Origin of the sequence: Variovorax sp. OV700 (assembly GCF_900099805.1) — a bacterium.
In the GTDB taxonomy this organism is placed as follows: Bacteria; Pseudomonadota; Gammaproteobacteria; order Burkholderiales; family Burkholderiaceae_C; genus Variovorax.
In genome coordinates this window covers 47,862-70,148 of record NZ_FNDR01000008.1, presented here as the reverse complement: position 1 = coordinate 70,148, position 22,287 = coordinate 47,862, and the positions used below count along the sequence as shown (strand labels likewise).

The window sequence follows — 22,287 nt, the reverse complement described above, 5'->3', positions numbered from 1 at the left end:
AATGGAGAGAGCTCAATACTTTCGATTCGGGAATTCCTTGGCGGCGACTTCCATCGGGAAAATCGTCTCTTCGGTCACGATGCGCTTGGGCAGCGCCTTGCCGGCCTTGATGTCTTTCACGGCGCTCATCAGCTGAGGGCCGAGCAGCGGGCTGCATTCCACCGACACGTTGAGCTTGCCGGCGATCATGGCTTCGAAGGCACCCTTCACGGCGTCGATCGAGATGATGGTGATGTCCTTCGCGGGCTTGAGACCGGCCTCTTCGATGGCCTGGATGGCGCCGATGGCCATGTCGTCGTTGTGCGCGAACAGCACGTTGATCTTCTTGCCCTCAGCCTTCAGGAAGGCTTCCATCACTTCCTTGCCCTTGGCACGCGTGAAGTCGCCAGTCTGCGAGCGCACGATCTTGAACTTTGGATCGGCCTTGATGATTTCCTCGAAGCCCTTCTTGCGGTCGATGGCCGGTGCCGAGCCCACGGTGCCCTGCAGCTCGACGATGTTCACTTCGCCCTTCTGGTCCTTCATCTTCTCGACCAGCCAACGGCCCGCCTTGCGGCCTTCCTCGACGAAGTCGGAACCCATGAAGGTCACGTAGAGCGAGTCGTCCTTGGTGTTGACGGAACGGTCGGTCAGCACCACCGGAATCTTCGCGGCCTTGGCTTCGCGCAGCACGGTTTCCCAGCCCGACTCCACCACCGGCGAGAACGCGATCACGTCGACCTTCTGCGCAATGAACGAGCGGATGGCCTTGATCTGGTTCTCTTGTTTCTGCTGCGCGTCGGAGAACTTGAGCTCGATGCCCGCTTCCTTGGCCGATGCCTTGATCGACTCGGTGTTGGCGGTGCGCCATTCGCTCTCGGCCCCAACCTGGCTGAAGCCCAGCACGATCTTCTTCTGCGCCAGCGCCGTGGCGGGCAGGAGGCTGCCCAGCGAGGCGGCGGCGAGTGCGATGCTGAGGGTGCGGCGATTGAGTTTCATGGGAATGTCTCCTTCTTTCTCTGTTTGCTTGCTGTTGAAAACCGTCCGTGGTGGTCAGGCCAGCATGTAGCCGGTCTTGACCGTCGTGTAGAACTCCGCGGCGTGGCGCCCTTGTTCGCGCGGCCCGTAGCCCGACCCCTTGCGGCCGCCAAAGGGCACGTGGAAATCCACGCCCGCGGTCGGCAGATTGACCATCGTCATGCCGACTTCGGCATGCCGCCTGAAATGCATCGCGTGCTTGAGCGAGTTGGTGCAGATGCCCGCGCTGAGGCCCGAGGGCGTGTCGTTGCACAGCGCCAGCGCTTCGTCGTAGTCGGCGACGCGCAGCACGCAGGCCAGTGGGCCGAAGATTTCCTCGCGCGCGATGCGGTGCCCGGGCTTGGCCAGGAAGAGCGCCGGGCTCATGTAGTGGCCAGCAGTGGCGCGCTTGAGCGGCTCGCCGCCCCACACGTGCTCGGCGCCTTCTTCTCGCGCGATGCCGACCCATGCGAGGCTGCGCGCCAGCCGGTCTTCGTCGACCAGTGGCCCGATGTCGATTCCGCGTTCGAGCGCATGGCCGATCTTCAGCGCCTTGAGCCGTTCGCGAAGCCGAGACACGAACACATCGTGCACGGCGGCCTCGACGATGAGTCGGCTCGACGCCGTGCAGCGCTGCCCGTTGGAAAAGTAGGCGCCCTGCACCGCGCAATCGACAGCGTGGTCGATGTCGGCATCTGCCAGCACGACGAGCGCGTTCTTGCCGCCCATCTCGAGCTGCACCTTGGCGCGCCGCGCGGCGGCCGCCTGGAGAATGCGTTCGCCGTTGCGGGCCGAGCCGGTGAAGCTCACCGCATCGACCAGCGGGCTGTCGACCAGCGCCTGGCCGGCCTCGCGACCGCTGCCCATCACTAGGTTGAAAACGCCCGCGGGCAGCGCGGCGCGGCTGATGATTTCGGCCAGCGTCCAGCCGCAGGCCGGCACCAGTTCGGCCGGCTTGAACACCACGCTGTTGCCGTAGGCGAGAGCGGGTGCAATCTTGGTCGCCGGCACAGCGAGCGGCGAGTTCCACGGCGTGATGAGGCCGGCCACGCCGACCGGCTCGCGCGTGACGTCGACCTGCACACCAGCACGGAGCGACGCCATGTTCTCGCCCCCGCCGCGCATCGCCTCGCCCGCAAAAAACTTGAAGGTCTGCCCCGCGCGCGTGGCCTCGGCCACAGCCTCGGGCAGCGTCTTGCCGACTTCACGCGCCAGCAGCAGGCCCAGCTCGTCCTTGCGCGCCAAAAGCTCGGTGCCGATACGGTCCAGCACGTCGGCACGGCGCTGCGGCGTGCTGTGGCTCCAGTGCGGAAAGGCGTCGGCGGCGGCGCGGATTGCGGATTCAACCTGGCGGCGATCGGCACGTGCGTATTCGGCCACCACTTCGCTGGTGTCCGAAGGATTGGCGCTCACACCGGTGGTCGCGCTGGTTTCCCAGCGGCCGTTAATGTATTGCCGCACGTTCTGATGGATCTCGCCGTGAATCACCGCTGCGCCGACCTTTGTCTCTGGTTTTTCGGAAGTGCGGCGAGTCTAGGAACAGAATTGATATCGATCCAATCATTTTTTCGACAAAATGCATATCAATCGCCGGATTCTGGAAAACCCTCTGAGCCCAAAGCTCTAACAAATCACCAGACATGACCAACTACAACCACTGGTTCATCCGCGCCCGCCTCAAGACGCGGCAGCTGCTTTTGCTGGTGGCGCTGGCTGAGGAAGGCAACATCCACCGCGCGGCGCAGGTGCTCAACATGACCCAGCCCGCCGCCTCCAAGCTGCTGAAAGACCTGGAAGACGTGCTGGAGGTGCCATTGTTCGACCGGCTGCCGCGCGGCATGCGGCCCACCTGGTACGGCGAAACCATGATCCGCCATGCCCGCGTGGCGCTGGCCAGCCTGAACCAGGCGCACGACGAGCTCACCGCGCTCAAGGCCGGCCGCTTCGGCCAGGTGGGCGTGGGCGCCATCACCGCGCCCGGCCTCACGCTGATGCCGCCGGCGGTGGCCATGGTGAAGCGCGAGCAGCCCGACCTGCGCGTGTCGCTGGAGATCGAGACCAGCGCGGTGCTGATCGAGCGGCTCGAACAGGGCAAGCTCGACATCCTGGTGGCGCGGCTTTTCGCCGAGCACGACAAGTCGCAGCTTCGCTACGAAGCGCTGGCCGAGGAGCCGGTATGTGCGCTGGTGCGCCCCGGCCACCCGCTCCTGGGCGTGAGCGGCCTCACGCTGCGCGACGTAGTGGGCGCCGGCTGGATCGTGCCGCCCGCGGGCAGCGTGCTGCGCCACCGCTTCGAGCTGATGTTCCAGGAAGAAGGCCTGGTGCCGCCGAACAACATCATCGAAAGCTCGGCCCTGCTCTTCATCACGCGCATGCTGCAGCAGAGCGATATGGTGGCCGTGCTCGCCTCCGACGTGGCGCGCTACTACGCCGCGCACGGCATCGTGTCGCTGCTGCCGCTGGACATGCCCTGCCACATGGACGCCTTCGGCATCATCACCCGCACCGACCGGCTGCCGTCGCCGGCCGCCAAGGTGATGATGAAAGCGCTGAAGACCGCGAGCCTCAGCGTCTACGGACGCAAACTCGAGATGGACTGATCAGGTCCAGCCCGCGTCTACCGTGAACTCTTGCGCCGTGCACATCTTCGCGTCGTCCGACGCGAGGAACAGCACCATGCGCGCGATGTCTTCCGGCAGGAGCTTGTCGGGCAGGCACTGATTGCGCTTGAGCGATTGCTCGCCTTCGTCGTCGAGCCAGAGCTTCACCTGCCGGTCGGTCATCACCCAGCCCGGCGACACGGTGTTGATGCGGATGCGGTCCTTGCCCAGTTCCACGGCAAGGCCGCGCGTGAGGCCGTTGACCGACGACTTCGCGATGGCATAGCAGGGATAGCCCGAGCCCTTGGTCTGCCATCCCGTCGAGCCCAGGTTGACCACCGAGCCGAAGCCCAGGCGCCGCATGCCCGGCACCACCGACTGGATCGCGAACAGCGCGGGCCGCTCGTTGATGGCCATGCGGTTGTCGTAGTAGTCGGGCGTGACCGATTCGAGCGTGTGGCGATCGTCGCTCGCCACGTTGTTGACCAGCACTGCAAAGTCGCCAAGCTCGGCGGCCGCGTCGTCGATGGCCTTCTGCAGTGCGCCAATGTCGCGCACGTCGCAGGTGCGCCACCACGGCGCGGCATGGCCTTGTTCGACGATCTGCTCTGCGAGCGCGGCGCTGGCGCTTTCGGCAATGTCGACGAACGCCACGCGTGCGCCTTGCGCCGCAAACGCCGCCACAATGGCCGCGCCAATGCCGCTGCCGCCGCCGGTGACGAACACGGTGCGCCCCTTCAGGCTGGGATGAATCGAAAGCTGCGGGGAATCCTTCAAGATGTACGTCTCCAGAGAGCTGGCTGCGACATTGCAAAATCAATATCACTTGATGCCAAATAGTTTGGTTTCTATTATCAATATGCCTTGATACGATCCGCCGCGTCAAGGACCGAGACAACGAAGGCGCAAAACAATGATCCAGAACGGCAGCTCCGCATCTCCTCTTGCACCCCTGGGTGCCCCCACCGTCCTCGGCCAACCCGAGTGCCTGTGGCCCGCCGGCGCCACGCTTGGCGAGGGCACGTTGTGGTCTCAGCGCGAGCAGGCGCTCTACTGGATCGACATCCTTGGCTGCCGCCTGTACCGCCACGATCCTGCGGGCGGCGCGCAGCAGACATGGCAATTCGACGAGGAAATCACCGCACTCGCCGAGCGCGCCGATGCGCCGGGGCTGATCGTCACGATGCGCCGCGGCTTCGCCTTTTTCGACCCGGCCGTGGATGCGCCGCCGCGCTACCTGCACCAGCCGGAGCCCGACCGGCCCGGCAACCGCTTCAACGATGGCAAGTGCGACCGGCAGGGCCGCTTCTGGGGCGGCACCATGGACTTCGATTGCGTCGCGCCGACCGGCGCGCTCTATTGCTTTGACGCCGACGGCCGCTGCACGCGCCACGACGACGGCTTTGCGGTGACCAACGGACCGACCTGGTCGCTCGACGAACGCACGATGTATTTCAACGCCACCGTGGAAGGCTGCGTGTACGCCTACGACTTCGACAGCGCAGCCGGCACGGTGAGCAACAAGCGCGTGTGGCTTCGCTTTGCGAAAGGCGACGGCCTGCCCGACGGCATGACGACCGACGCGGCCGGCCGGCTGTGGATCGCGCGCTGGGGCGGCCATTGCGTGAGCTGCCACGACCCGGTGAGCGCCGCCGAACTGTGCCGCATCGAACTGCCCGCGAGCAACGTCACGGACTGCGCCTTTGGCGGCAACGACCTGTGCACGCTCTACATCACCACCGCGCGCAGCGGGCTCACGGATGAAGAGCTGAAGGCAGAGCCGCTGGCCGGCGCACTGTTCTCGGTGCGCGTCGCAAGCCCCGGCCTGCCGGCCGCTGAGTTCGGCGCAGCTGCGGCCAAAGCCTAGGCCAACAGGCCGAAGCGGTGCAGCGTGGTGCTGCTGAACGCTTCACCCGGCCGGAGCACCGTGGAAGGAAACTCCGGCTGGTTCGGCGAGTCGGGATAGTGCTGCGTTTCCAGGCACAGCCCGGCGCCTTGCTTGAAGCTCTCGCCTTCACGGCCGCGAAGGGTACCGTCGAGAAAGTTGCCCGAATAGAACTGCACCGCCGGTTCGGTCGTGTGCACTTCCATCACGCGCCCGGAGGGCTCGTGTTCGAGGCGTGCCGCCAGCGCCATGCCCGTCGGCTCACGGTCGAGCACCCAGTTGTGGTCGTAACCGCCCGCCACCCGCAATTGCTCGTGCGGATCGTCGATGCGCTCGCCGATTGGCTTGGCCACGCGAAAGTCGAATGGGGTTTCGGCCACCGGCGCCAAGCCGAGTGGAATAAGGGCCGAATCCACGGGGCAGAAACGGCTCGCGGGAATCGTGAGGCGGTGGTCGCGCACGGCGCCGGCGCCCGCCAGGTTGAAGTAGTCGTGATGGCTCAGGTTCAGCACCGTGGCGCGGTCGCTCACGGCGCGATAGTCGATGCGCCAGGCGTTCTCGATGGTGCTTAGCGCATAGCGCACGGTCACCTGCACCTCGCCGGGATAGCCCTCTTCGCCGTCGGCGCTGGTGTAGCGCAGGTCGATGGCGACCTCATCGCCTTGCGTGGGCACCGCATCGATCTGCCAGTAGCGCGTGCCGAAGCCCTGATGCCCGCCATGCAGCGAGTTGGCGCCGTTGTTGAGCGGGAGTTGATGCGCGACGCCGTCGAGCATGAAGCGCCCGCCCGCGATGCGATTGGCATAGCGGCCGACGATGGTGCCCAAGTGCGGATGCGGCGTCAGGTAATCCTCGAGCGTGCGCAGGCCCAGCACGATGTTGCCGCTCTGCCCGTGCCGGTCGGGCACCTGCAAGGCAGTGACGATGCCGCCCAGGTTGATGGCGCTGAGGCAGAGGCCCCGGCCGTTGTCGAGCGTGTATTCGGTGACGGCGCGCCCATCGGGCATGCGGCCGAACTCATGGGTGGTGATGCGGGGCGCGGCGTAGCTGTTGCTGCTGTTCGGCGATGGCATTGTTGTCTTGAGCTTTCCGTTGTTATTGATGCATGGCTTCGCGTGCGCAGAGCGATGCGGTCTTCAGGCCGATGCGGTCCGTGAGGTCGTGATTTTGTGGCGGCTCGGCCGCGTGGGTCTGGACTTCCACGCGATGGCCGGCCTTGGCGACCGCATCGGCAAAACGCTCCTGCAAATCGAAAGGCGTGTTCCGGTCGTCGCGGTTGCCGACGAGCACGATGCGCCGCAACGGATCGCGCGCAATGCCGTCGATGTGGTCGAGCGGATCGTAGAACCGCATGCTGCCGGTGGTGTCGCTGCGGCCGTCGCGCGATTGCCCCAGCCGGCGTGCACGCTCCAGAAGGCCGTAGGCGCCGGAGGTCAGCACCGCGCAGGCGATGCGCGTGCGGCCAAGCGTGAGCAGCGCCGCGCCCGCGGTCGCGCCGCCGCTGTGGCCGAGGATCACGATGCGCTGGATCCGGTGCCGCTGCATCAGCGCATCGAGCGCCGCATCCAACGCGTGGAACTCGGCCAGTTCGCGCCGCCTGCGATGGTCGCCCGACGACCCATAAGTGCCAGGCCGCGCCACGAAGACCCATGGCACGCCCGCACGATCGCGGCTGCGCTGGGCGTCGAGCATGCGCAGGGCCTCGGTGTTGCCGGGAATGCGTTCGGGCGCCTGGTTCATGACACCGTCGCGGTCGCCAGAAAACTGCACGATGGCCATGCGCGCGCCGTCGATGTCGCTGCTCGCGAAGTAGCGAATGCAGGCCGGCCCTTCGACAGGCTGCACCCAGAGGTAGCCGGCCCGGTCGGGGCAGTCGGCGCGCACGGCGGGCTGGTTCCATTGCAGCGTTGCGCCGTCGGCTGCAAGCGCGGGAGGCTGCGGCTGCGGCTCCGTCGCGCCGCGTTGCGCGCATGCGGTCTGCGCCAGCGCCAGCAGCGCGAGCGGAACGAGCCTCCAGCGCCCGGCCGGCATGCCTTCGATTCCGTTGGAGGTGACGTTCTCGCGCGTCATGCCGCTACACGATCAGGCCGCGCCGCGAAAGAAACATGCCTCGGCAGCGGAACCCGGTCCACCCGGCCGGCAGCGCCCACCAGGCCGATCTCGATCTGGAGTTGCGCATCGTGCAGCCGATCGGCAACGGGTGGCCGCAGGCCATGAAAGTCGCGATAGATGCGGCCGGGTTGCCAGCGGCTAGTGGGCCACATCCAGTCGCAGGGGTCGTGGTCCATCGCGACGCCCCAGGTCGGCATGGTGGCCGGCGCTGGCGGCACGGCGCGGATGTCGAGCCGCCAGTCCGTGCCGGTCGCCTCATCGATCTGCCAGAAGGTCTCGACATACAGCATGCCACGGCCCGCCAGGGCCGATGGCGTGGTCCGCACGCCAAGGAGCCGCAGCGGTCCCAATGACAGCGGCTGCGCGAGCGCCGCGTCGATCGGAACCATCGTTGCCAGCCATTCTTCGCGCGGCTGCATCACAGGCTGAATCGCATCGAGCTTGCGCACTGCCAATGGCAGGATGGGCAATGGCTTCGGCGCTCTGGCGGGCGGGTGCAGGTCGAGCGTGCACTGTCCGTGGGGTGCGCATGTGAAGTGGGAGCCGAGCGCGGCCGACTTCTGCTGAAAGCGGCCGGCCGCTGCCAGCCCGCGTTCGCCTTCGAGTTGCAGCGTCTGGCCGAAGTCCGTGGCGATCGGCGTGAACACCACGCGCCTCACGCCTTCGGCGCCCAGGTGCAACGAGAACACTCCGCTTTCCTCGCAGTCCTTGCTGCCGCGGCCGATGGCATCGAACAGGAGGTCGCCAGCATCATGAATGATGGGCCTGCCCTTGTGAATCTCCACGCCCTGCACCACATGCGCCGAAGCACCCAACACCGCGTCGGCCCCGGCGTCGATGATGGCGTGGCCCACGGCGATCTCTTCATCGCCGGGGCGAGGCTCCCGGTTCCTGCCCCAATGCACGGCCACCAGCACCACGTGGGCGTGGTCGCGTGCGGCGGCGATGCGGGGCGCAAGGCATGCCGTCCATTCGAAAGGCGATGACAGCGGCAAGTAGGCATTGCCTGCCTTGGCCTTGGCGGCGGCAAAGCGCCGCTGCGTGGCGTCGACGGCGAAGATCGCCACGTTCAGGTGCCCTGCGCGCCGCAGCACGGGCGTGAGCGCGGCATCCAGCGATGAACCGGAGCCAGCGTGCCCGATGCCCGCGGCGTCGAGCAGGGCCGCCTGCTCCGCGAGCGCTTCGGCGCCGTAGTCGCCGCTGTGGTTGTTGGCGGTGGCCACCACATCGATGCCGGCCTCGGCAAGCACGCGCAGCATTTCGGGCCGCGCGCGGTAGTAGTGAGGTCCGACTTCGCCTTTGGGCAAGCCCTGCTCACCGCGGCTGGCAACCACGCATTCGAGATTGGCGATGCGCAGGTCCGCCTCGGCCAGCACCGGTACGCCCCCGAGCACCGAAGGCACGCCGAGTTGCCGCGTCCGGTAGTGCTGCCTGCGGCCGAGGTTGACGTCGCCGCCCCATGCCACGACGGCCGCGGCTGCGTTTACATCCGCATGGGCGGCGTCCTCGCGAGCGTGGTCGCTCTCCCGCGATTGCAGGAACTTGAGGTAAGCCACGTAGCCTGACAGGTAGTGCTCCACGTCGTCGATGCGCACGCGAAAGCTGTGGTGCTTGATGAAGAACGAGCCGGCGACACGGTCCGGGTTGCGAAAGAACATCGCCAGCTCGGGCCAGAAGTAGCCGTTGGCCAGGTAGCGCGCGCGGTGCTCCAGCGCGCGGTCGAACTTGTCGCGGTCGAAGCCTTCGAGCAGCGGGCGCAGCGCGGAGTCGGCGGCAAGCCGCGCCACCATGTCGCGCGCGGCCATCATCAGTTCCAGCAGCGTCGGAAAAGTGGTGATGCGCTCGAGCACGAAGTCCAGGTAGTCGGCCACGTTCTGCAGGCCGAACCGGTAGTAGCGCGTCTCGGGCCGATGGCGAGTGAGCTCGTTCACGCAATAGCTCAACCAGTGGTCGTGCGCGCGCCAGTGCTCCGCGGCAATGAAATGGTCGAAGGCTTTCTCGACGATCGCGAGCCAGCGCGGATCGCGCGTGAGCCCGTAGAGGCGCATGAGGCCGAAGGCGGCTTCCCCGTCGTAGTAGATGACGCGGAATGCATCCTTCACATCGAGCGCCGGGTGATTGAGCACGTGGACGAAGCGCCCGTTCGCCGGGTCTTGCATGGCCTGGATGCCAAGCGCGAGCTGCTCCATCAGCGGCAGGTATTGCGTATCGCCCGTGAGTTCGGTGTATTTGACGAAGGCCAGCAGGCACACCGCGTTGCCGCCGAGCTTGATCTCATTGCCCACGTCCAGCAGGTAGGCCGCGCGGGTGCCTCCGGGGAGTTCGACCTGGCGTATGAGCCGTGTCGTCAGGAAGTCCAGCGAACGGTCGATGGCCGCCTTTTGCGTATCGCTGCGGGTCAGCTCCCAGGCTTCGAGCAGCGCATAGGTCGAGCTGGCGTGGCGCAAGGTGTTGTAGGTGGGAATCGCGCGGTCGAAGCAGGGGAACCAGCCGTAGTGGAACTCGCCCGTGGGCTTGACTTGCGCGGCGAGATAGTCGCTTGCGGTGTCGACGAGGCGGCGCACCTGGCCCGCGTTCCATTCGGGCAGCGTGCGATAGCCCGCGGCCTGCCCTCTGGCCGTCAGCGGCCAGGCGCCCTCGGCATCGGCATAGGCACCGCGCGTGATGAAGCACCACACCGGCGCCGCATCGTCGGACGGAAAATCGGTCTCGGCGCCGAAGCGCCTCTTGGCATGCAGGCGCAGATTGCCGGCGTTGGGCTCTGCGTGTTCCACGGTGCCGTGGTAGAAGATGGCGCTGCCGCTGATCTCCTGCGCGAGCAGCGCCACTTCGAACCTCGCATCGAACGACACGCCCTGGTTGAAGTAGTTGCGCTTGGTTCGCGCAAGGCGGGTCTTCAGCGCGCCCCAGGCCATGGCCTCGACCTGTTCGACCAGCTCCACGCGCACGCGGCCGGGCTGCATGCCGATGCGCTGGATGAGCGCGAGCGCCGCATGGCTTGCCTCGCGCCAGGCCTCCTCGGCGCTGCCCCCGCGCCCCACGACCACGCGTGCGCGGCTCGCCTGGTCGCCGAGGGCGATGAACATCACGCAGCCGGCCTCGGGCGTGGCGGCTTGGCACTGCAGCGTGCCGTCCGGTGCCGTCAGCACCTGCCTGGCGCGGTTCAACAACAGATCGAAGAGGGGCGTCGGTTCTTGGGTCATGCAGCCGCGAATGATGACAGGCTGCGCCGCGTCCGCAAATCCCGGGCTACCGCACCTTTGGCGCCATGCGCTAAGCCAGCGCGCGATAGAAGTAGGTGGTGTCGCACGGCTCGCCGCCCGGCAGCAACGCAAAGCCAGGGATCACGCCGAGGCGCGTCCAGCCGAGTCGGGCATACAGGCGCTCGGCCTCGGCACTGGACGTGTCGAGCACGAGCAAGGTCTTGGCGCGTTCGCGGCCAAGCTGCTCGGCGGCCTGCATCAGCAGCGCGCCGATACCCTGGCGCCTGGCGCGCCGGTGCACGAGCATCTTCGCCACTTCGGCGCGATGCGGCTGGTTCTCCGGCATTTCGAGCAGGAGCTGCACGGTTCCGACGATGCCTTGCGCGTCTTCGGCCACCAGAAGCACGCGGTCGCCGCGTGCCACGCCCTCGCCCACGCGTCGCCAGAACGCCGAAGCGCGCTCGGGGGTCAGTGGCAGCATGAAGCTGACCGATGCACCGCCCTCCACGCAATCGATGAGCACATCGGCCAGCTGCCGGATCTGCGCGTCGGCAACGCCGGAAAGAACGCGAATGCGCGGCGCAGTGGTTGCAAGGTCGAGCGTCATGTCATCTCCACGAAGAAAGCGAGGTTGCGATCACGACGGCATAGCGCGCAATCTGCTTGGTGGGGTTGTAGTAGCTCATGGGACGGTCGAGCTGCAGTGCCAGGCAGTCGCCTCCGTCGAGGCGGTGGCGGTCGTTGCCGACCGTGACTTCAATGGTTCCTTCGAGCACCCACACCTGCTGGTGAACCTGGGGTTCCCGCGCGCCGGTTTCGTAGGCGACACGCGCCTTGGGCGGAAACAGAACCTCCACGATTTGGATGGGCGATGCAGCGCCGCTGGGGGACACGTTCCGGCGCACGTAGCCGGAATGCGGATCGCGCCATTGCGGCTGGTCGGCCAGTCGAGACACCGGCCCGGCTTCGGGCTGTGGTGCCTCGAACAACGAGGCCAGCGGAACGCCGAGGCCTGTTGCAAGTTTCTCGAGCAGCACCGCCGTCGGGCTGCTTTCGCCACGCTCGATGAGCGAGATCATCGAGCGGCTGACGCCGCAATGCGCAGCCAGCGCATCGAGAGAAAGGCCGCGGTCGGCGCGCAGGTCTCGCACGCGCTGCGCGATGCGTTCATTCAGGCTCTGTGGCGTAGTTTCCATGATGTCGGATAAATGTCCAACATCATGGAAACAAAGTCAAGGCCAACTATTTGCCAGCTGGGTTGTCTCGGGGTTTCGACGAAGCCTCCCACGAGTCGGGCGTGGTCGCGACCAGCTCCTTGAGGTTGGACCACGGCTTTGCGCCCGATACCGTGGTACCGCCCGCGATGGCCACCTTGGCGAAGGCAACCATTCGCTCGCGCAGGTACTGCCGGTCGCTTTCCGGCCAGGTCTCGATCGAATGGGGCGCGCGGGCCACCACGATCTCGCGCGCGCCACGGATGCGGTCATAGGCGGCCACGGTGCCTTGCAATGTTTCCGCGCGATCCCAGAGGCCCTTGCCGAAGAACGCGGCCGGCCACTTGTGCATGCCCGCCAGGGGCGCCGAGTTCGGATAGAAAAGGATGTGATGGTCCGCCGCCATGCCGCCCAGAAACAGGTTGCGGTCGGCCAGGTCGGGCGACGCGGGCAGGTACCCCGCGCCGCTGGCAAACGAAGACAACAGGATGGCGCCCTTGATGTTCGAGAGCCCTTTGGGCGGCACGCATTCGGGCACCGGCATGTCGTAGCTGCACGAGCCCGAGAAATTCTTGGCCATGGCCCATGCGGTCGACATCGACCCGCGCGAATAGCCGCCGAGCAGAATGGGAATGCGCGTCGACGCCATGCCGCCCAGCAGCTTGCCGGCCGCCTCGCTGCCCGTGAGCACGCGTGCGTCGGGCGTGAGAAGCCGCAGGCCGTTTCCGGTGTCGAGCTGGGCCAGCACGCGGAAAACGTCCTCGCCCTGCTCCAGCGTGTTGGTGTCGCTGAATCCACCCGAGATGCCCTCGCCGCGCCGGTCGTAGGCCAGCACGTCGAAGCCCGCCTGATTGAGCGCATCGAGGTTCTCGCGCCACCAGCGCTGGCCCATGGTCTCCGTGGTGGCATTCGGAAACTTGACGTCCACCGCCTTGCCCGTGGCCGGGTCGATGCGGTAGGCCTTTTCGCCCGGATGCTGGATGGCGGTCAGCTGACCGCCGCCACCGGGCGCCATGACCACCAGCGCGCGCATCTTGCCGCCCTTGCCGTCCTCGACGCCGCGCCCTTCGATGTACCAGCCGCGCAGCTTGATCGGATCGGTCATCTTCAGGTCGATGCGCTCGAAGGTGTCGCGCGGCACGGTGAACTCGACCACGTAAGTGCTCGCATCGGCCCGCGCAATACCTTCTTCGTAAGGCGCTTTGGCGAAGAAGGCCGGGCGCCGGATCTGCCGCAGATCCACGGTGCCATCCGGATCGATTTTTCCTGAAGGATCGACCACGCCGGTCGAGCGGGTAGAGCGCGCCTTGTTCGGCGGCAGCCAGCGCTGCATCTGTGCGTCGATGCGCGCGAAACAGGCGGTGTCGGTCTTGCACGCGCGCCAGCGCTCCTTCAGGCGCGCATCGGTGAACTCGTCGACGTGGTAGTCGCCTCCGGCATACCCCGCGGGCGGGCGAAAAGCGTTGACGCCGAGCGGCACGCACACGGTCTCGCCGTTGGACTGCGGCAGCCGGTAGCCGGGCAGTTCCTGGTTGCGGTCGGTGCCCACCCAGGCGCGGCAATCGGTGGGCGGCGGCTCCGCCCTGGCGCTGCTGGAAACGGCGTTCCCGTGCGAGGAGCAGCCGCCGATGGCCAGGGCCACGAGCATCGCGCCTGCGGACAGGCCCGTGCGAGAGAACGCGTGCATGTTCCTGTCTCCTTTGGTTCCGCGCGCAGCGCGCGCCCGCTACAAAAGCATGAACGCCGCGCCGGCCACGAGCGTGGGTCCGAGCGCGCCCAGCAGCAGTCCGCCGGCGCCGATGCTCTCGTCGGCGAAGCCGCGCTTCAGCAGCGCGACGCCGGCGGGATTGGGCGCGTTGGCAATCACCGTCAAGCCGCCGCCAGCCACCGCGCCGGCCACGAGCATGTATTTCGATTCGTCCGAGATGGTGGCGATCAGCGAGCCGAGGTAGGTGAGCGCTGCGTTGTCGGTGATGGCCGTCAGGCCCAGCGCGCCAAAGAACAGGGCCAGCGGCTCCAGGCTGGAGACGACCGGCTCGAGCCACCAGCGCTGCATGCCGCCGAGCACCACCAGGCCGGCAAGAAAGAATCCGACGAGGAGCGCTTCCTTGATGATCAATGGACTCTGGTGGCGCTCATAGGCCTGGGTGAAGCCGAGGAACATCAGAAACAGGCCGAGGAATGCCACCGGATGATGGGCGAACAGCACGATGCCCGCGAGCAATGCCAGGTGCGTCAAGGCCACGGCCGCCGGCACAGGCACCTCGGACAGTTCGGGGTTCGCTGGCGACGGCGTAGCGGCCAGATGTTTGCGCAGCACGAAGGTGGCCACGGTGGCATTGACGACAACGGCCACGGCGGCCTTCCAGCCGAAGGTGGCGAGCATGAAGGCGCTGTCCCATTGCCAGGTCGAGGCCACCATCAGCACCGGCGGCGCGGCATACGACGTGAGGGTACCGCCGATCGATATGTTGACGAACAGCACGCCAAGGGCCAAGTACTTCACCGCTTCGGGCAGCTGCGGCCTGAAGATCTGGGGCGCGAGCATCAACGCCGCGATCGTCATGGCCGCGGGCTCCGTGACCAGCGAGCCCAGCAACGGAACAGCCGCAAGCCCGAGCCATGCCGCGGCAACGGGCGTCGGCAGGGGCAGCACTCGGGCGACGATGCTCACCCCCGACATGACCGTGCGCAGCACGGGCCGCGAGGCAGCCACCACCATCACGACGAAAACGAACAGCGGCTCGGTGTAGTTGCGCGACTCCGCATAGCCGAGCGCGCCGTTGCCGCCGATCACCAGGCCCATCGCCAGCACGAGCACGATGGCCCAGAACCCGAAGACGACTTCAACCTCGCCGAGCAGGTGGAACAGGCCGGCGTGGCGAGGATAGCGATGCGACAGCCGTTCGAACTGCTTGACGGCAAAGGTATGGACGAGGGCCACGGCAAAGATGGCTGCGGCAATGTACTGGATGGCGGGTTCTTGCATGGGATTGGCGTGACGAATCCGCGTGGCGGCCCGACCATCGCATGAACCTGCGGCACCGCATGGAAGACAAGCGGCTCCGCACCCGGCCCCAGTTTAAGGCCGGAACGCGCGGCTTGCCCGCTACGGCCGTTGCAGGCGCTGCAGCAGCTCTGCGCTCGGATACCCGTCCGCGGGCAAGCCGACGCTGCGCTGGTAGCGGCGCAGCCCGTCGCGCGTGGCGGGCCCCACCACACCGTCGGCCGCGCCGGTGGCAAAGCCGCGCTGGTTGAGGGCGGTTTGCAGCTCGACCATCTGGCTGCGCGAAAGCGCCGCCGAGTCTCTGGGCCATGGCGACTGCACGCCCGGCCCACCGCCCAGGCGTTGCGCAAGAAGGCTGACCGCGAGCGCGTAGTTGGTCGAGTTGTTGTAGCGCAGAACAGCGCGAAAGTTGGGCCCGACCAAAAAGGCCGGGCCGCGGGCGCCCGCGGGCAGCAGGATGCTTGCGTCGGCAAGCTCTGGCAGCGGCTGGTCGTCGATGGCGCGCAGCCCCTCGGCCGCCCATTGCGTGCTGGACTGGCGAACGGCCATGTCGGCGCGGCCGTAGTCGAAGCCCGCCGGTAGCCGCACCTCCGCACCCCAGGGCACGCCGGCCTGCCAACCGGAACGAGAGAGAAAGTTCGCCGTCGAAGCGACAACGTCGGCCATGCTGCCCCAGATGTCGCGCCGACCGTCACCGTCGGCATCCACCGCATAGGCGAGGAAGTTCGACGGCAGGAACTGGGTCTGGCCCATGGCACCGGCCCAGGAACCGATCATCCGGTCGCGCGCGATGTCGCCGCTGTCGAGAATCTTCAGCGCGGCAAGCAACTCGCGGCGAGCCCAGTCTTCGCGCCGCCCTTCGAAGCCGAGCGTTGCCAGCGCATCGATGACCGGGGTATTGCCGTAGTTGCTGCCGTAGTTGCTCTCCATGCCCCAGATGGCGACCACCACGGCAGGAGGTACGCCGTAGCGTGCGGCGGCCGCATCGGCTTCGGCGCGAACCTGCTGCAACTTGTCCTGACCGATGGCCACGCGCTGCGGCGTGACGGCGTTGTCGAGATAGTCCCAGGTGGTGCGCGTGAACTCAGGCTGGGCCCGGTCCAGTTCGATGACGCGCGGCAGGTATTGGACCTGGTCGAACGCGCTTCGCAGCGTCGCTTCGCCGATGCCTTGCGCACGCGCAGTGGCGCGGAAATCTGCAACCCATTTTGCGAATCGCGGTTCAATGGTCGCGTCGTCCGGGATCGCCCGCCCTGGCACAGCGGGCGCAATTGCAGGCCGTGCACCTGTTGTGGTTTCCGCCGGCTTGGCACCTGAGGCGGCCGGTGTCGATGGAGGGGACGCGCAGCCTGCCAGCAGCGCGGCCATGGCCGCGGACGCAGCCAGGAGCGTGAACCTGCCGGAACGCAGAAAGAGGGTACTGGTTGGATGCATCGATGGATTTTCACCGCTGGTTCGCGGGCGCTGTTACCAGACGCTGCGCAGGACATCGCCTGCACCGCCTGCTCATTCCGTCCGATAGCCCGTACAGCCCTGCGGCGGAGGATGGCCACTGGCGATCAACAGGAGCACCAGACATGAATCGGAAACAAGCGCCCGATACATCGGCGGATCCGGTGACGCACCAACCGGCGTCGGGACTGCCGCTTGAAGCCGAGGTGCGCGCCAAGGACCTCGAGCTGGATGAGCCCACCAACCCGGAAGACACGGCCAGCGACGAGGCGCAGCCCGGCAAGGGCGAGAACGCGCCGGGCTTTCTGAAGCGCCGGAAGCCCTGAGGCACGTTCCTGCCCTCCGCAGTGAGCGAAGTGCGGCAACCACGAGTGGTTGTCAGGCCACAGATGCAGCTACCGTCCGACAGGGCACCGGGTGTGCCTGGCTTAGATTTTCTGCGTCTCGCCGAGAAGGCTCGCGTTGCGGGCTGACAAGGAGAACCATGAAAACGCTCGAAACCCTTCTGCGAGCGCTCACGCTCGTTGGCATGGCGGCGCTCGCCGCGGGGTGCTCGACCCTGCCGGAGCCCGATGCGCGCGCCGGCACCGCGAGCGCGGCGCGGACGAGCGGTCTTCAAGACCCGCAGTTCATCACCGCGGCGGTCGGCAATGGCCGGTACGAAATCCAGGCATCGCGATTGGCCATGTACCGCGCCTCGAGCCCCGAGGTGCGAGGCTATGCGCAGATGCTCGTCGACCACCACACACGCGTCAACAACGAACTCAGGGCACTGGTGCGCGACCGAGGAATGCGACTCCCGGGCGTTCTGCCGCGTGGCAAGTACGCCAAGCTGGACCGGCTGGCTTCGGCGTCGGGAGACGAGTTCGATCGCACGTACATCCGGCTCGTGGGTATCGAAGACCTCCAAACGGACATCGCGCTCTTCGAGCGTGCGAGCCGCGAGGCCCGCGACCCCGAATTGAGGACCTGGGCAGGCAAGACGCTGCCGGCCCTGCGCTCGCACCTGGAGGCGGCCCGCTCGCTCAGTTCGACATTGCGTTGATCGCTGCTCACTGCAAGCCCTTGCCGTCGCCAGTTTCCAATCTCAAGGAGAAAGCAATGCCACATGAAGCCTTCGACGCATGCATCGAGGCATGCAACGGCTGCGCCACCGCGTGCAACCACTGCGCCGCCTCCTGCCTCAAGGAAGCCGACGTCAAGATGATGGCCAGATGCATCGCGCTCGACATGGACTGCGCGGCCGCCTGCCAGTTTGCGGCTGCCACCATGGCACGCGGCAGCGAGTTTGCCAAAGCCATCTGCGCCCTCTGCGCCGACATCTGCCAAGCCTGCGGCGAAGAATGCGGCAAGCACAAGCACGAGCATTGCCAGGCATGCGCCAAGGCCTGTCGGGACTGCGCGGCCGCCTGCCGCGCGATGGCGGGCTGAGCCGCGGCGGACGGACGGGCCGCGCCCCCTCAGCGCTTCTGGCGCAGGAGTTCCGACTTTTTGGCCAGCTCCACCGCTTCGACAACCTGCTGGATGGAAAGCGGCCCGGCCAGTTTCACTTCGCCGGCAAGAACGCTTTCCAGCGCGGCGCTTCCCGCAGGCCCGGTCAACCACGTGAACACCGAAGTGATCGAGCCACCGCCGAACTTGGCATGCAGCGCCTGGGACGCTGCGCGGCTGACCTCGACAAACGCGGCGTGATCGGCTGCGGCCGAAGCCGCGCGAACGACGACACAGAATGCTTCGAGCTTGTCGGCTTCCGCGCGCAGGCGGCCGGCCTTGGCTGCGCCTTGCGCAGCGGAATCGTGAGGCGTGGGTTCGGCGGAATCGGTGAACTGATCGGAAGGCATGGAGGCATTCATTGCAAGAATGCCTTGATTGTCGCGGCATCAGGGCCAATGCCTGGATTCACGACGATCTTGTTACTCACCCCTGCACTCCAGAGTGCATAGAGTTGCCTCGCGGGCCATCCAGGGCGCGCCACAAGGAACCGGCGATGACCCGCAAAAGCAGCACCACCGACAGCCGAGTCGCACAGGCGCTCGGAATCTACCGAAGCATTGCCGCGTGCGATGAATGCCTTGCGCGCGGCGACGGCGTTCATGCGCTCACGGCGGCGCTGATGCTGCCCTGCTACCGGGCTGACTTCAGGCGCCTGGTGCGTGAGCTGGACCCTCTGGAGGAGAACGAACTGAGGCTCGCGCTTCATCCTCTCTCACTCGACGCTCACTCGATAAAAAGCAGCGCCGGGCATTCGAGCGAAGCCCGCACGGCCTGAATGAATTCAGCCGCAAGCTGGCCGTCAACCACGCGATGGTCGAAGGAGGAGGACAGGTTCATCATGCGGCGCGCAACCACTGCGACGCCTTGCATCACGGGGCGCTGCACGATGCGGTTGACGCCGACGATCGCCACTTCGGGCGCGTTGATGATCGGCGTGGAGGCGATGCCGCCGAGCGCGCCGAGGCTGGTGAGCGTGATGGTCGAGCCGCTCAGTTCATCACGCGTGGCCCGGCCAGCGCGCGCGGCATCCGCCAGGCGCGCGATCTCGGTTGCACTGGACCAGAGGTCGCGTGCTTCCGCGTGGCGAAGCACCGGCACCATGAGGCCGGCCGCGGTCTGGGTCGCGATGCCGACGTGCACCGCGCCGTGGCGCGTGAGCACGCCTTTTTCGTCGTCGAATCGGGCATTGACCTGCGGGAAGCGCGGCACCGCCAGCACCACCGCGCGCACCAGCAGCGGAAGCAGGGTCAGGTGCGCCCGCTCGGCGCCCCAGCGTTCATTGATCCGCGCGCGCAACAGCTCCAGCTCGGTCACGTCGATCTCCTCGACGTAGGTGAAGTGCGGGATGCGGCGCATCGCATCCTGCATGCGCTGCGCAATGCGGCGGCGCACGCCGGTGATGGGCACAGCCTCCTCGTCGTTGCGCTCTGCAAGGGTCGCCGCAGTCGGCGCCGTCGGCCCGTGCCGGCGGACGAGCCAGGCGTCGAGGTCCTCATGCAGGATGCGGCCTTGGTCGCCGCTGCCTGGCACTTGTTGAAGGTCGATGCCAAGGAGCGTGGCCCGATGGCGCAGCGCGGGCGAAGCGAGCGGCTTGGCGGACGATGGGCGCGTGCGTTCAGCCGGTACGGGTGTCGGTATTTGCGTGGGTGCAGGTGCTGGTGAAGGTGCAGGTGAAGATGCAACTGCGGCTGCTGATGCTGGCGCGGCACGCGCCGCCTCCGTCTCGCCGCTGGCCTCCACATCGAGTCGGATCAGCTCCGCGCCCACCGCCATCTGCCGCCCTACCTCGCCACCAAGCGCGATCACCTTGCCCGCCACCGGCGAGGGAATCTCGACGGTGGCCTTGTCGGTCATCACGTCGGCCAGCACCTGGTCTTCGGCCACCGTGTCGCCGGGCTGCACGCGCCACGCCACCAGTTCCACCTCGGCAATGCCTTCGCCCAGGTCCGGCACCTTGATTGCATGCGTGGCCATTCAGTTCTCCATGGCGCGCCGGAATGCAGCGCCAACGCGTGCCGGGCCCGGAAAGTAGGCCCACTCCTGCGCATGCGGATAGGGCGTGTCCCATCCGGCCACGCGCCCGATGGGCGCCTCCAGGTAGTGGAAGCAGTGTTCCTGCACCAGCGCCGCCAGCTCGGCGCCGAAGCCGCTGGTGCGCGTGGCCTCGTGCACGATCACGCAGCGGCCGGTCTTCTTCACCGAGGCGACGAGCGTCTCCAGGTCCAGCGGCCACAGGCTGCGCAGGTCGATGATCTCGGCATCGATGCCGGTCTCTTGCGCGGCCGCTTCCGAGACGAACACCATCGTGCCGTAGCTGATCACCGTCAGGTCGGCGCCGGGGCGGAACACGGTGGCCGATTCGAGCGGCACCGTGTAGTAGCCCTCGGGCACCTCGCCCAGCGGGTGGGCCGACCAGGACACCAGCGGCCGGTCGTGGTGGCCGTCGAAGGGGCCGTTGTACAGCCGCTTGGGCTCCAGAAAGATGACAGGGTCGTCGTTCTCGATCGAGGCGATCAAGAGGCCCTTGGCATCGCGCGGATTGGAGGGCATCACCGTGCGCAGCCCGCAGACGTGCGTGAACAGCACCTCGGGGCTCTGGCTGTGCGTCTGCCCGCCATAGATGCCGCCACCGCAGGGCATGCGAATGGTGATCGGCGCGGTGAAATCGCCCGCCGAGCGATAGCGCAGGCGCGCCGCCTCGGACACGATCTGGTCATAGGCCGGATAGACGTAGTCGGCAAACTGCACCTCCACCACCGGACGCAAGCCGTAGGCGCCCATGCCGATGGCCGAGCCGACGATGCCGCCCTCGTTGATGGGCGCATCGAACACGCGCGAGCGCCCGTACTTGGCCTGCAGGCCTTCGGTGCAGCGGAACACGCCGCCGAAGTAGCCCACGTCCTGGCCGTAGATGATCACGTTGTCGTCGCGCTCGAGCATCACGTCCATGGCGGAGCGCAGAGCCTGGATCATGGTCATCGAGGCCATGCCGTCATCCCTCCGACGACAGCTGTTCGCGCTGCCGCTTCAAGTGTTCGGGCATGTCCTTGTAGACGTCCTCGAACATGGTCGCGGCGCCGGCAACGTGGCCGTCGGCCATGGAGCCGAAGCGCTCGGCCTCCTTCAGCGCGGCGTTCACCTGCGCCTCCAGATCTGCCCGCGTCTGTTCGTGCTCCTGCTGCGACCACGCGCCGATCGCCGTCAGGTGCTGCGCCAGGCGAGGGATCGGATCGCCCAGCGGAAAGTGCGCCCAGTCGTCGGCCGGCCGGTAGCGCGAGGGATCGTCCGAGGTCGAATGGGCGCCGGCGCGGTAGGTCACCCATTCGATCAGCGTGGGCCCGAGGTTGCTGCGCGCGCGCTGCGCGGCCCAGCGCGAGGCGGCCAGCACGGCAAGGAAGTCGTTGCCGTCGACGCGCAGCGAGGCAATGCCGCACCCCACGCCGCGCGCCGCGAAGGTGGTGGCCTCGCCGCCCGCAATGGCTTGAAAGGTCGAGATCGCCCACTGGTTGTTGACCACGTTGAGGATCACCGGCGCGCGGTACACGTGGGCGAAAGTCAACGCAGTGTGGAAGTCGGACTCGGCCGTGGCGCCGTCGCCGATCCAGCCCGAGGCGATGCGCGTGTCGCCCTTGATCGCCGAAGCCATGCCCCAGCCCACCGCCTGGATGAACTGCGTGGCCAGGTTGCCCGAGACCGAGAAGAAGCCGGCCCGCTTCATCGAATAGCACACCGGCAACTGCCGCCCCTTGAGTGGGTCGCGCTCGTTGGACATCAGCTCGCAGATCATCTCCACCATCGTCACGTCTTCGCGCGCCAGCAGCAGGCCCTGCTGGCGGTAGGTGGGAAAGCACATGTCGCCCTGCTGCAGCGCGAGCGCGTGGCCGGTCGCGATGGCCTCCTCGCCGAGGCACTGGATGTAGAACGAGATCTTCTTCTGCCGCTGCGCGATCAGCATGCGGGCATCGAAGGCGCGCGTCTTCATCATCGCGCGGAGGCCTCGGCGCAGCAGTTCAGGATCGGCCTCCGGCACCCACGGGCCAACGGCGCGGCCCTCGTCGTCGAGCACGCGCACCAGCGTGTAGGCCAGGTCGCCGGTGTCGGCTGGCAACGCGTCGATCGGAGGCTTTCGCACCTCGCCGGCACGCGACAGGTGGAGGTAGGAAAAATCGGTCTCGTGCCCCGGCCGGCCGGTGGGCTCCGGCACATGCAGACGAAGAGATGCGCCCTGGCTCATCGCGTTGTCTCCGCGCTCGATGGGATCGCTCGCCAGCAAAGCCTAGCGAATTTCAGGCGAAAGCGCAGTCGGTCAATCGCGTATTTCTCT

The 22,287-nt window shown here is 67.0% G+C and carries 21 protein-coding genes; 6 read left to right on the top strand and 15 right to left on the bottom strand.

Annotation, left to right across the window (positions count from 1 at the left end; all coding sequences use genetic code 11):
* Positions 1 to 12: 12 nt before the first annotated feature.
* Complete coding sequence (locus BLR24_RS19090) at positions 13 to 978, bottom strand: ABC transporter substrate-binding protein (RefSeq protein ID WP_093019729.1); 966 nt, start codon at positions 976 to 978, stop codon at positions 13 to 15.
* A gap of 54 nt (positions 979 to 1,032) precedes the next feature.
* On the bottom strand, positions 1,033 to 2,484 hold the full coding sequence (locus BLR24_RS19085) for an aldehyde dehydrogenase family protein (RefSeq protein WP_093019727.1): 1,452 nt from the start codon (positions 2,482 to 2,484) through the stop codon (positions 1,033 to 1,035).
* Between the two features lie 152 nt (positions 2,485 to 2,636).
* Between BLR24_RS19085 and BLR24_RS19080 the strand changes: the two genes are divergently transcribed.
* Positions 2,637 to 3,596 (top strand): LysR family transcriptional regulator, encoded by a 960-nt coding sequence (locus BLR24_RS19080; RefSeq protein WP_055801935.1) that lies wholly within the window; start codon positions 2,637 to 2,639, stop codon positions 3,594 to 3,596.
* Here BLR24_RS19080 and BLR24_RS19075 read toward each other — a convergent pair whose 3' ends face one another.
* Positions 3,597 to 4,373 carry an SDR family NAD(P)-dependent oxidoreductase gene (locus BLR24_RS19075; protein WP_093019725.1) on the bottom strand — a complete coding sequence of 259 codons (777 nt, stop codon included), beginning with the start codon at positions 4,371 to 4,373 and terminating at the stop codon, positions 3,597 to 3,599. It lies immediately after the preceding gene.
* A gap of 136 nt (positions 4,374 to 4,509) precedes the next feature.
* On the opposite strand from BLR24_RS19075, the gene BLR24_RS19070 reads away from it, so the two are divergent.
* Positions 4,510 to 5,463, top strand: coding sequence for an SMP-30/gluconolactonase/LRE family protein (locus BLR24_RS19070; protein WP_093019723.1), 954 nt, complete (start codon positions 4,510 to 4,512; stop codon positions 5,461 to 5,463).
* Here the strand turns inward: BLR24_RS19070 and BLR24_RS19065 are convergent.
* From BLR24_RS19065 to BLR24_RS19030, 8 genes are all read right to left on the bottom strand, one after another.
* Positions 5,460 to 6,554: an aldose epimerase family protein gene (locus BLR24_RS19065; RefSeq protein WP_093019721.1), complete on the bottom strand. Its 1,095-nt coding sequence runs from the start codon at positions 6,552 to 6,554 to the stop codon at positions 5,460 to 5,462. The genes BLR24_RS19070 and BLR24_RS19065 overlap by 4 nt on opposite strands.
* 22 nt (positions 6,555 to 6,576) lie before the next feature.
* Complete coding sequence (locus tag BLR24_RS19060; RefSeq protein WP_254787449.1) at positions 6,577 to 7,551, bottom strand: alpha/beta hydrolase; 975 nt, start codon at positions 7,549 to 7,551, stop codon at positions 6,577 to 6,579.
* Positions 7,548 to 10,796 (bottom strand): CapA family protein, encoded by a 3,249-nt coding sequence (locus tag BLR24_RS19055; RefSeq protein WP_093019719.1) that lies wholly within the window; start codon positions 10,794 to 10,796, stop codon positions 7,548 to 7,550. The genes BLR24_RS19060 and BLR24_RS19055 overlap by 4 nt, the downstream gene beginning before the upstream one ends.
* Before the next feature lie 70 nt (positions 10,797 to 10,866).
* A complete protein-coding gene (locus tag BLR24_RS19050) occupies positions 10,867 to 11,403 on the bottom strand; it encodes a GNAT family N-acetyltransferase (protein WP_093019717.1) in 537 nt (178 codons plus the stop codon).
* 1 nt (position 11,404) lies between these two features.
* Positions 11,405 to 11,992 carry a helix-turn-helix domain-containing protein gene (locus tag BLR24_RS19045; protein ID WP_093019715.1) on the bottom strand — a complete coding sequence of 196 codons (588 nt, stop codon included), beginning with the start codon at positions 11,990 to 11,992 and terminating at the stop codon, positions 11,405 to 11,407.
* A 46-nt stretch (positions 11,993 to 12,038) separates the two neighbouring features.
* Entirely contained in the window at positions 12,039 to 13,697 is a 1,659-nt protein-coding gene (locus tag BLR24_RS19040) for an alpha/beta fold hydrolase (protein ID WP_093019713.1), read from the bottom strand.
* 39 nt (positions 13,698 to 13,736) lie between these two features.
* On the bottom strand, positions 13,737 to 14,999 hold the full coding sequence (locus tag BLR24_RS19035; RefSeq protein ID WP_093019711.1) for a putative Na+/H+ antiporter: 1,263 nt from the start codon (positions 14,997 to 14,999) through the stop codon (positions 13,737 to 13,739).
* A 120-nt stretch (positions 15,000 to 15,119) separates the two neighbouring features.
* Entirely contained in the window at positions 15,120 to 16,451 is a 1,332-nt protein-coding gene (locus BLR24_RS19030) for a lytic murein transglycosylase (RefSeq protein ID WP_093019709.1), read from the bottom strand.
* Between the two features lie 143 nt (positions 16,452 to 16,594).
* Between BLR24_RS19030 and BLR24_RS30450 the strand changes: the two genes are divergently transcribed.
* The 3 genes from BLR24_RS30450 (at position 16,595) to BLR24_RS19020 (ending at position 17,900) form a co-directional block, all read left to right on the top strand.
* The gene (locus BLR24_RS30450) at positions 16,595 to 16,795 is read left to right on the top strand and encodes a hypothetical protein (RefSeq protein ID WP_139188780.1); all 201 of its coding nucleotides are present in this window, start codon (positions 16,595 to 16,597) and stop codon (positions 16,793 to 16,795) included.
* 158 nt (positions 16,796 to 16,953) lie between these two features.
* Entirely contained in the window at positions 16,954 to 17,514 is a 561-nt protein-coding gene (locus tag BLR24_RS19025; protein ID WP_093019707.1) for a DUF4142 domain-containing protein, read from the top strand.
* A gap of 56 nt (positions 17,515 to 17,570) precedes the next feature.
* On the top strand, positions 17,571 to 17,900 hold the full coding sequence (locus tag BLR24_RS19020) for a four-helix bundle copper-binding protein (protein ID WP_093019705.1): 330 nt from the start codon (positions 17,571 to 17,573) through the stop codon (positions 17,898 to 17,900).
* Between the two features lie 29 nt (positions 17,901 to 17,929).
* Here BLR24_RS19020 and BLR24_RS19015 read toward each other — a convergent pair whose 3' ends face one another.
* Positions 17,930 to 18,310, bottom strand: a complete 381-nt coding sequence (locus BLR24_RS19015) for a hypothetical protein (protein WP_139188779.1) — start codon at positions 18,308 to 18,310, stop codon at positions 17,930 to 17,932.
* A gap of 146 nt (positions 18,311 to 18,456) precedes the next feature.
* On the opposite strand from BLR24_RS19015, the gene BLR24_RS19010 reads away from it, so the two are divergent.
* On the top strand, positions 18,457 to 18,738 hold the full coding sequence (locus tag BLR24_RS19010) for a hypothetical protein (protein WP_093019701.1): 282 nt from the start codon (positions 18,457 to 18,459) through the stop codon (positions 18,736 to 18,738).
* On the opposite strand, the gene BLR24_RS19005 is transcribed toward BLR24_RS19010, so the two are convergent.
* Genes BLR24_RS19005 through BLR24_RS18995 form a run of 3 tightly spaced genes read right to left on the bottom strand, consistent with a single transcriptional unit; the run spans position 18,687 to position 22,197 of the window.
* Complete coding sequence (locus tag BLR24_RS19005; protein WP_093019699.1) at positions 18,687 to 19,937, bottom strand: dihydrolipoamide acetyltransferase family protein; 1,251 nt, start codon at positions 19,935 to 19,937, stop codon at positions 18,687 to 18,689. The two genes, BLR24_RS19010 and BLR24_RS19005, sit on opposite strands and share 52 nt — an antisense overlap.
* The gene (locus tag BLR24_RS19000) at positions 19,938 to 20,951 is read right to left on the bottom strand and encodes an alpha-ketoacid dehydrogenase subunit beta (RefSeq protein ID WP_093019698.1); all 1,014 of its coding nucleotides are present in this window, start codon (positions 20,949 to 20,951) and stop codon (positions 19,938 to 19,940) included.
* Between the two features lie 4 nt (positions 20,952 to 20,955).
* A complete protein-coding gene (locus tag BLR24_RS18995) occupies positions 20,956 to 22,197 on the bottom strand; it encodes a 3-methyl-2-oxobutanoate dehydrogenase (2-methylpropanoyl-transferring) subunit alpha (RefSeq protein ID WP_093020170.1) in 1,242 nt (413 codons plus the stop codon).
* Positions 22,198 to 22,287: the final 90 nt, after the last annotated feature.